Below are 8,646 nucleotides of genomic sequence, written 5' to 3'. Positions count from 1 at the left end.
GGACTGGCTGACGAAGCTGCGGTCGATCTTGACCACGTCCACCGGCAGCTGGTGCAGGCTGGCCAGCGACGAATAGCCGGTGCCGAAGTCGTCCAGCGCCAGGCTCAGGCCCAGCGCCTTCAGCTCATGCAGCCGGGCCTGGATGCGGTCGTCCTGCGCGGCCAGGCTTTCGGTCACTTCCAGCTGCAGCTGCTGCGGCGGCAGGCCGCTGCGCTGCAGCGCGGCCGCCACCTGGGCGGCGATGTCGCCTTCGAACAGCTGCGCGCGTGAGAGGTTGACCGACAGCAGCCGCGGCGCCTGCGCGCCCAGCTCGCCGCCCCACTGCACGAACTGACGGCAGGCTTCTGTCAGCACGTATTCGCCCAGCCGGCCGATGAGGCCGGTTTCCTCCGCGATCTCGATGAACTCGATCGGCGGCACGATGCCGCGTTCCGGGTGGCGCCAGCGCACCAGCGCTTCGGCGCCCACGGCCAGGCCGCTGCCCAGGTCGACGATGGGCTGGTACACCACGAACAGCTGGCCTTCGGTGATGGCGCGCCGCAGCTCGCCTTCGATGCTGCCGCGGCGCCAGGCCTGTTCCTTCATCAGCGGCTCGAACACGCAGTAGCGCGCGCCATGGGCCCGCTTGGCCTCGCGCATGGCCAGGCTGGCGTCCTGCAGCACCGAATCGGCGGTGGCGCCGGGCTCGGGGCTCACCACCACGCCCATGCTCACCGTCAGGTGCACCGGCCGGTCGCCCAGCATGTAGGGCTTGCACAGCACCTCGGTCAGCCGCTGGGCCACGGTGCGGGCGTCGTCGCCCACGCGCAGGCCGTCCAGCACCACCACGAATTCATCGCCGCCCAGGCGCGCGGCGGTCTGCAGCGGGCCGCTGGCGCGGGCCACCGAATCGCCCTGGCGCACCGTGCCGTTCAGGCGCGCGGCCATCACACGCAGCAGCTCGTCACCGGCGGCGGTGCCCAGCGTCAGGTTGATGCGCTCGAAGCGGTCGCAGTTGATGAACAGCACCGCGAACTGCCGCGTGTCGTCGGCCGCGCTGCGGCCGAGCGCCGCCTCGATGCGTTCCAGCGCCGCGGTGCGGTTGGGCAGCGTGGTCAGGCTGTCGATGCGGTTGGCATCGCGCAGCTGCTTGTCCAGCCGCTGCTGCTCCTGCAGCACCATCAGCGAGACGTCGGTCAGGCTGGCCATCAGCGTGCCGGCGTCCAGCCGCAGCAGCCGCAGCGACAGCGTCTGCCCCGGGCCGGCCGAGGGTGGCAGGTTCAGGCGCAGGCCTTCGCACACCACGCTGCCGGGCGGCAGCGCGCGCATGGCCGCACGGGCCGGGGCCCGCAGCGGCGGCGCCAGGTCCTGCAGCACGTCGAACAGGTTGGTCAGGTCGCCCGCCGGCGCCAGCGGCATCAGCAGCTGGGCGGCCATCGGGTTGATCATCGTGATCTCGCCGTCCAGCGTGGTCTGCACCAGGCCGATGGGCACCTGGTACAGGAACTGGATCAGCGACTCGTACGCGGTGGGCGTGTGCTCGGACATGCGGCCTGCCTCGGACATCCCGTGCTCACACCGCCTGCCGCGGCGCCGTGGCGCCCTGCAGGCTGGCATCCCAGCGCACCACGCGGTTGCGACCGCTGTGCTTGGCGGCGTACATGGCCACGTCGGCCCGCTTGACCAGCGTGTCCACGTCGGTGATGCCGGGCTCCATCGCGGCCACGCCGGCACTGATGGTGTAGCGGATCAGGCTGCCTTCCACCTCCACCGCATGGCTGGCCAGCTCGCGGCACACGCGGCGGGCCAGGCCTTCGGCGGCATCGGCATTGGCGCCGGGCAGCAGCACCACGAATTCCTCGCCGCCCAGCCGGGCCACCAGGTCCATCTCGCGGAAGGCGGCCTTCAGCCCGGCGGCCAGGTGGCGCAGCACCGCATCGCCCACCGCATGGCCGTGTGCGTCGTTGATGCGCTTGAAGTGGTCGGCGTCGATCAGCACCAGCGACAGCGAGCGCGGCGCCCGCAGCCAGTGCTGCAGCTCGGCCTCGGCCGCGTCGTAGAACGCGCGGCGGTTGGCCACGCCGGTCAGGTGGTCGCTCATCACCGAGCGGCGCAGCGCCTCGGTCGATTCGCGCTGGTCCGACACGTCGCGGATGATCAGCGTATAGCCCCGCTCGCTGCTGCCCTGCGGCTCGGGTCCGTGCAGCGGCGCCAGCAGGCAGCTGCCCCAGTAGCGGCTGCCGTCGGCATGCTGGCGCCAGCCTTCGTCCAGGCTCCAGCCGGTGCGTCGGGCGTCGTCCAGCCGGTCGGCCAGGCGCTCGGGGCTCATGCTGCCTTCGGGGTAGAAGAGGGCGCAGCTGCGCTGCAGCACGCTGTCGCGGTCATGGCCGGTCAGGCGCTGCACGCCGGGGTTCCAGCTCTGTACGCGGCCCTGGGCGTCCAGCGTCATCAGCGTGTAGTCGGTCAGGCCGGTGGCCAGGGTGTGGATCCAGGCGTGGTTCTGGCGCAGGGCCTGCTCACGCTGCACCGCCTGCGTCACGTCGCTGAGCATGGCCATCAGCCGCTCGGCGTCGAGCTTGAGCAGCGTCAGCGACAGCACGCGCGGCGCTTCGCGGCCGCCACCGTGGCCGCGCACCTGCAGCTGCAGCGCGTCGCACACCACCCCGTGCAGGGGCGCGAACTGGCTCACCTGGTGGGCCAGGTCGGGCGCCAGCCCCGACAGGGCGGTGAACAGGTTGGACAGGTCGCCCTGCGGCGACAGCGGCATCAGCAGCTGGGCGCACAGCGGGTTGATCATCAGGATCTCCCCGTCCGGCCGCAGCTGCACCAGGCCGATGGGGGCCATGTACAGAAACTGCGTCAGCGCCTCGAACTCTTCTTCCAGTCCGGGGTGGGCGTGCTGCATCTTTCAGCCGCGGTGAACCAGCACGTAGCGCAGCGCGTCGCCCGGGGCGGCCAGCAGCCGCAGCTTGACCTTGACCGGGCGCATGCGCAGCGTGAGCACGTAGTCGATGCTGTCGTCCAGCGGCACGGCCTGCGCGGCCGCGTCCTCGAAGCGCTGGGCCACCAGGTAGTTGTTCATGCAGGGCGCCACCACGGTGAACAGCGCATGGCCCAGCACCCGTTGCGGCGACAGGCCGGCGGCCCGGGATTCGAACTGGTTGTAGCGGCGGACGATGCCTTCGGCGTCGAAGCCGATCACGCCGAAGTCCAGGGTGTCCAGGTCGGCGTCGGTGGCCTGTTGCAGCTGGGGCAGGAGGTCCGGCTCGGCATACGAGGCGGCAAGGGCGTGTGACGTCATGGGAACTGCTGGGTACGGCGGAGGTGCCAATGCGGTGGAGATCGGCCTGCGGCGGGGCAACTTGAGCAGGCGGCCATACCCCGCATGGGCACAGGGCTTGCCGATCCGTGGCCCCGGCCTCCGTGCTGACAACCGCTTCACGCCATGCCCGCTCGCAAGACTTCTTCGGCCAAAGCCCCCTGGGACCGCGCCAACCCCAAGGAAAGCAGCGGCCAGCCCGCCAGGCACCTGAGCCCGCAGCAGAAGGCAAGCGCCAAGCGCGCCGCCAAGAAGGCCGGCCGGCCCTACCCGAACCTGGTGGACAACATGCATGCGGCCGAAGCTGGCAAGAAGGCGCCGGCGAAGAAGGCGGCTGCGAAGAAGACGGCTGCCAAGTCGGCGGCGAAGACCACCGCGAAATCCACTGCGGCCAAGAAGGCGCCGGCGAAGAAGGCGGCCGCCAAGCGCGCGCCGGCCAAGAAGGCCGCTGCCAAGAAGGCACCTGCCAAGAAAGCCGCCGCGAAAAAGACGGCGGCCAAGAAAGCCCCCGCCAAGAAAGCCCCCGCCAAGAAGGCCGCCACCCGCGACCCCGCCGGCGGGCTGACGGCGGCCGGCCGCGCCGAGTACGCACGCAGCGAAGGCGCGCACCTGCAGCCCGGCGTGAAGAAAAAGATCAGCGACATGACGCCGCAGGAGATGAAGCGCAAGGGCAGCTGGGCCGTGCGCTTCTATGGCCGCGATCCGCTGCCGCCGCTGGTCGATGCCAACGGCCGGCCCACGCGCCTTGCCTTGTCGGCCCATGCCTGGGGCGAGAAGGTGCCCACCACCGAGGCCCAGGCGCGCCGCATCGCCGAAGCCGGCCGCCGGCTGCTCGACCGTTACCAGAAGCTCAAGGACCGCGGCTGAAGGCAGCTCGGCGGCGCCCATCGTGCGGATGGCGCCGGGCTTGTCGATTGCCCGGTGTCGGTCAGCGGCGGGCAGGCCTGCGCGCCGCATTGCCATTGCCCACACAGGAGACAAGCCATGCATGCATCCCTTCGTTGCCGCGCCGCGCTGATCGCGGCCCTGCTGGCCGGCACCACCGGCCTGGCCGGTGCGCAGACCAGCCAGGCGGCACCGCCGCGCCCGGCCGACAGCACCGCCTCCACGCCAGGGGCGCAGGGCGACAAGGCCGCCAAGCCGCCGGCCGCCACCGAGGCCGCCAAGTCGGACGTGGCCACCAAGAAGCCGGCCAAGGCCGGGGCGCAGTCAGGGCCTGCTTCAGCACCCGCGACGGGACCCGCCGGCGCCGCGTCCGGCATGGGGCGTTAAAAGCCAGGCCGGGGCGTGAGGGCGAAGGCGCCACGGCGCCCGGCCCCGGATTCGTCAGGCCACCGCCAGCGTGCCGCGGAAGACGTAGCCCACGCGCGACTGCGACTGCAGCGGCACCACCATCGGCGTGGCGCGCTCGATGCGCCGGCGCAGCCGGTAGATGGTGGCGTGCAGCAGGTTGTCCGGGTGGTCGGGCGAATCGCGGCCCAGGCGCTGGCGCAGCGTCTCGCGGGTCACCGGCTCGCCACCGGCTTCCAGGAAGCACTCCATCACCGCCAGGTCGCTGGCGCTGAGCGAGACCTTCGCGCCATCGGGCGCGATGAGCTCGCTGGCGCGGCGGTCGAGCCGCCAGCTTTGCACCTGTTCGCGGGCGGCCACGGCGCGGCGCTGCACCGCGCGCACCGCCAGCGCCACCTGGTCGAAGCCCACCGGCTTGGCCAGGTACATGTCGGCACCGGCCGTGATGACGGCCTCGAACACGTCCGGCGCCAGCCGGCCCGACACCACCAGCACGCCGGCGGTGCTGCGCCGGCGCAGGATGCGGATCAGCTCGACGCCGTCGACGCCGGGCAGCGAAAGATCGAGGATGTAGAAGTCGAAGCGGAAGCCGTCCGGGTCAGCCAGCAGATCACTGCTGTCGGCATACACCTTCACTTCCAGGCCCCGGGCACGCAGGTCGAGCGCCAGGAATTCGGAGAACTCCAGATCGTCGTCGACGAGCGCCAATGTTTGCGGAAGCATTGCGCGTCAGAGAAATACAAAGATGGGAGGGTAACGCAGGCTGCGTTCCTCTATTCACCGGTTTCCTGCTCAATCACCAGTCTGATCGTCAGACCCGGCGATGCACCGGGCTCCACCACCAGCACGCGGCCGCCGTGCAGCTCCATCACGCGGCGCACGATGTACAGGCCCAGGCCCAGGCCGGCGGGGCCGCCCGGATGGTGGCCGCGCACCCCCCGCTGGAAGAGGCGCGAGGCCAGCTGCGGCGACACGCCCGGCCCCTGGTCGATCACGTCGATCAGCAGCGCCAGCGGCTCGTCCGAGTCCGACAGCCGCACCGTCACCGGCGCGCCTGCCGGGCTGTACTTCAAGGCGTTGGACAGCAGGTTGCGCAGGGCCAGCCGCATCAGGCTCATGTCCATGAGGGCAGTGCGGGTGCTGGTCACGCGCTCGACCACCACGCGGTGGCGCTCGGCCGCCGGCATGTCGGCGATGCACACCTCCACCAGCGTGTCGATGTCGGTGTCCGAGCGCTCGATCGGCCCCGATCGGCCCAGCAGCGAAGCCACCGCCAGCGTGTTGTCGATGCTGGCCAGCACATGGCCCATCACCGCCTGTGCACGCGTCACCCGCTGCAGCGCCACCTGGTCGCTGACGCCGGCCATCGCGGTGGCCGCGCCCTGCAGCGCGGCCGAGGCGTTGTTCAGCGGCTGGCGCACTTCATGGGCCATCACGTCCAGCATGTTGCTGCGCTCCTGCAGCAGCGTGGCCAGCTCGGCGGCATGGCGCTCCACCTCGCTGCGCAGCGCCTGCTCGCGGGCCAGCTCGGTGCGGCGCTGTTCGCTCTCGGTGATGTCCTGGATGGCGCCCACCAACCGTACCGGCTGCGTGCCTTCGAATTCGGCCGCGCCCACCGAGCGCACCCACACCTGGCGGCCGTCGGGCGTGTGCAGGCCGAGCTGCAGGTCCCAGGGCTTGCCCTCGTGCAGCGCCAGGTCCACCGCGGCCTCGATGAGCGGGCGGTGTGCGGGCTCGGTGAAGTCCAGCGCCTGCATCAGCGTCGGCCGGTGCCCCACCGGCACGCCGTGGATGCGGCAGGTCTCGTCCGACCAGGTCAGGCTGCCGCTGCGCAGGTCCACCTCCCAGCCGCCCACGCGGGCCAGGCGGCCGGTGCGGTCCAGCAGTTCGCGGCTGGCCCGCAGTTCACGCTCGGCCTCGCTGCGGGCGGTCACGTCGCGGGCCGAGCAGTACAGCAGGTCCTGGCCGTCGATGTGCACGCCCACCACGGCCACCTCCACGTCCAGCACGCCGCCGTCGCGCCGGCGGTGGCGGGTGAGCAGCTTGAAGCGGTCGCCCACGCGCACCTTGGCCACCATGCGGTTCAAGGCGTCGGCGGAAGAGCGCACGTCCCACTCGCTCACGTGCATGCCCAGCATCGCTTCGCGCGGGTAGCCCAGCATCGCGGCAAACGATTCATTGAGCTCCACCACCTGCCCGGCGCGGTCCAGCACATGGATGCCGTCGCTGGCGGTGAGCATCAGTGCCCGGTGTCGGTGGGCCTCGCGGCGCGCGGCGCGGGCGTTGTCGGCCGCCCGCTGCCAGGCCCGCCAGATGAACAGCGACGAGGCCCCCAGCGCCGCCACCACCAGCGTGGCCAGCAGCGACACCACCGCCACCTCGCGGTACCAGGACTCCAGGTAGTCGGCGGTGGACATGCCGACGATGACGATCAGCGGGTAGCGGTCGAGCCGGCGGTAGGCATTGGCCCGCTCGATCTGATCGAGCGCGGTGTAGGCGATGTAGTTGCCCGCCCGTGGCCGCTGCGCCAGGGCCTGCCGCAGCTCTTCCGAAACGTGGCGGGTGCCGATGTCGGCCGGTGGCACGCCGGCGGCGCTGGTCAGCCGCGTCACCAGCGCCAGGTCGGCGCTGCGCAGCGCCACGGCGCCCTGCGGCCCCAGCTGCACCGTGCCCAGCAGCCGCTCGAAATGCGACAGGTGCAGGTCCACGCCCACCACGCCGGCGAAGTGGCCGTCGGGCGCGGTCAGGCGCCGCACCACCATCACCACCCATTCGCCGTCGATGCGTGAGCGCACCGGCTCCGACACCACCACCTCGTCGGTGGCGGCATCGCGGGCCTGCTGGAAGTAGCTGCGGTCGGCGAAGTTGGCCGCCAGCTCGCCAAAGCGCAGGTCGCCGTCGGCCGTGGTCATGCGCAGCGTGGCGCGGGCCGGCACCATGCGCTGCTGCTCGGCCAGCAGCTGGCGCAGCACGGCCTCGCTGGCGTCGCCGCGGGCATTGGCGCGCTCATAGGCCAGCGCAAAGGCGTCCAGCGCGATGCCCACGCGGTCGAGGTCGGCCGCGACGGCCTGCTGCAGGCTGTTAGCGATGTTCTGCACCGCGTCCAGCGCGCGCTGGGTATGCGCCTGGCGGCTGCTGCGCAGCGACACGCTCGACAGCGTGGCCACCAGCGCACTGGTGATGACGATCAGCAGCACCAGCCACACCAGCGCGGCCCGGCGCTCCAGCGGCACGCGCGCGCGCCCTGCGGCCAGGTTCTCGGCGGTCGGCGCGTCGGCTACTTCCATGGTGGGCGCGATTGTGGACGCGACGGGTGCCCCTGTTGCACGCATAAGGGCCGTGGAATGCCCTTCATTGGACGGACAGGTACGCGTGGGTCAACGCAAACATGCCATTAAACTGGATGAAATATTCCAGTAAACTGGATGCCATGGACGTGCATGAACTCATCGCGCACCGGGTGCGCAGCCTGCGCCAGCAACTGGGCCTGTCGCTCGAGGCCCTGGCCGAGCGCAGCGGGGTCAGCCGCTCCAACATCTCGTTGATCGAGCGGGGGCGCAGCAGCCCCACCGCGGCGGTGCTCGACCGGCTGGCCACCGCGCTGGGCGTGGCGCTGGCCTCGCTGTTCGAACCGGCGCCTGCACAGGCCGCGGCCGAGCCTTCCCCGCTGGCCCGGGTGGCCGAGCAGCCGGTGTGGACCGACCCCGCCTCCGGCTATGTGCGGCGCAACGTGTCGCCGCCGGTGCGCTCGGCCCTGCAGCTGGTGGACGTGATCTTTCCGCCCGGCCAGCGGGTGGCGCTGGACAGCGCGGGGCGCGAGTCCGAGATCCACCAGCAGGTCTGGATGATCGACGGCCAGATGGAGGTGACGGTGGGCGGCAACCTGTGGCGCCTGGCCACCGGCGACTGCCTGGCCATGCGGCTGGACGCGCCCATCACGTACCACAACCCCGGCCGCAAGCCGGCCCGCTATCTGGTGGCGCTGGCCACCTTGCCCAGCTTTCCCAGCCGGAGGACCTGATGGACTCACCCCCGCTCACGCTGCGCCGCATCGGCGC

The 8,646-nt window shown here is 71.5% G+C and carries 8 protein-coding genes; 3 read left to right on the top strand and 5 right to left on the bottom strand.

All coding sequences use genetic code 11. The annotated features are described in order from the left end of the window. The 3 genes from ABNT58_RS00440 to ABNT58_RS00430 all read right to left on the bottom strand — a co-directional run. The coding region (locus ABNT58_RS00440; protein WP_348751547.1) for an EAL domain-containing protein at positions 1 to 1,527 on the bottom strand (1,527 nt) is incomplete at its 3' end. Positions 1,528 to 1,552: 25 nt separating this feature from the next. Continuing rightward, the gene (locus ABNT58_RS00435; RefSeq protein WP_348751546.1) at positions 1,553 to 2,884 is read right to left on the bottom strand and encodes a diguanylate cyclase; all 1,332 of its coding nucleotides are present in this window, start codon (positions 2,882 to 2,884) and stop codon (positions 1,553 to 1,555) included. 3 nt (positions 2,885 to 2,887) lie between these two features. Next, positions 2,888 to 3,280, bottom strand: a complete 393-nt coding sequence (locus ABNT58_RS00430) for a PAS domain-containing protein (protein ID WP_348751545.1) — start codon at positions 3,278 to 3,280, stop codon at positions 2,888 to 2,890. Between the two features lie 144 nt (positions 3,281 to 3,424). On the opposite strand from ABNT58_RS00430, the gene ABNT58_RS00425 reads away from it, so the two are divergent. Together ABNT58_RS00425 and ABNT58_RS00420 are read left to right on the top strand one after the other, a co-directional pair. Then, positions 3,425 to 4,165: a DUF6321 domain-containing protein gene (locus ABNT58_RS00425; protein WP_348751544.1), complete on the top strand. Its 741-nt coding sequence runs from the start codon at positions 3,425 to 3,427 to the stop codon at positions 4,163 to 4,165. Between the two features lie 117 nt (positions 4,166 to 4,282). Then, positions 4,283 to 4,570, top strand: coding sequence for a hypothetical protein (locus ABNT58_RS00420; RefSeq protein ID WP_348751543.1), 288 nt, complete (start codon positions 4,283 to 4,285; stop codon positions 4,568 to 4,570). 54 nt (positions 4,571 to 4,624) lie between these two features. Here ABNT58_RS00420 and ABNT58_RS00415 read toward each other — a convergent pair whose 3' ends face one another. Then, a complete protein-coding gene (locus ABNT58_RS00415) occupies positions 4,625 to 5,311 on the bottom strand; it encodes a response regulator transcription factor (RefSeq protein ID WP_348751542.1) in 687 nt (228 codons plus the stop codon). 50 nt (positions 5,312 to 5,361) lie between these two features. Continuing rightward, positions 5,362 to 7,875, bottom strand: a complete 2,514-nt coding sequence (locus tag ABNT58_RS00410; protein WP_348751541.1) for a PAS domain S-box protein — start codon at positions 7,873 to 7,875, stop codon at positions 5,362 to 5,364. Positions 7,876 to 8,018: 143 nt separating this feature from the next. On the opposite strand from ABNT58_RS00410, the gene ABNT58_RS00405 reads away from it, so the two are divergent. Next, the gene (locus tag ABNT58_RS00405) at positions 8,019 to 8,609 is read left to right on the top strand and encodes an XRE family transcriptional regulator (protein ID WP_348751540.1); all 591 of its coding nucleotides are present in this window, start codon (positions 8,019 to 8,021) and stop codon (positions 8,607 to 8,609) included. Positions 8,610 to 8,646: the final 37 nt, after the last annotated feature.

The sequence above is a fragment of the uncultured Aquincola sp. genome (assembly GCF_964001545.1).
Lineage (GTDB): Bacteria > Pseudomonadota > Gammaproteobacteria > Burkholderiales > Burkholderiaceae_C > Aquincola.
Note: the sequence above shows the minus strand (reverse complement) of the source record. Positions and strands in the feature narration are given on the sequence as shown.

Coding starts and splice junctions, on each gene's coding strand:
- ABNT58_RS00435 (WP_348751546.1), bottom strand. CDS start 2,884: ATGCAGCACGCCCACCCCGGACTGGAAGAAGAGTTCGAGGCGCTGACG.
- ABNT58_RS00430 (WP_348751545.1), bottom strand. CDS start 3,280: ATGACGTCACACGCCCTTGCCGCCTCGTATGCCGAGCCGGACCTCCTG.
- ABNT58_RS00425 (WP_348751544.1), top strand. CDS start 3,425: ATGCCCGCTCGCAAGACTTCTTCGGCCAAAGCCCCCTGGGACCGCGCC.
- ABNT58_RS00420 (WP_348751543.1), top strand. CDS start 4,283: ATGCATGCATCCCTTCGTTGCCGCGCCGCGCTGATCGCGGCCCTGCTG.
- ABNT58_RS00415 (WP_348751542.1), bottom strand. CDS start 5,311: ATGCTTCCGCAAACATTGGCGCTCGTCGACGACGATCTGGAGTTCTCC.
- ABNT58_RS00410 (WP_348751541.1), bottom strand. CDS start 7,875: ATGGAAGTAGCCGACGCGCCGACCGCCGAGAACCTGGCCGCAGGGCGC.
- ABNT58_RS00405 (WP_348751540.1), top strand. CDS start 8,019: ATGGACGTGCATGAACTCATCGCGCACCGGGTGCGCAGCCTGCGCCAG.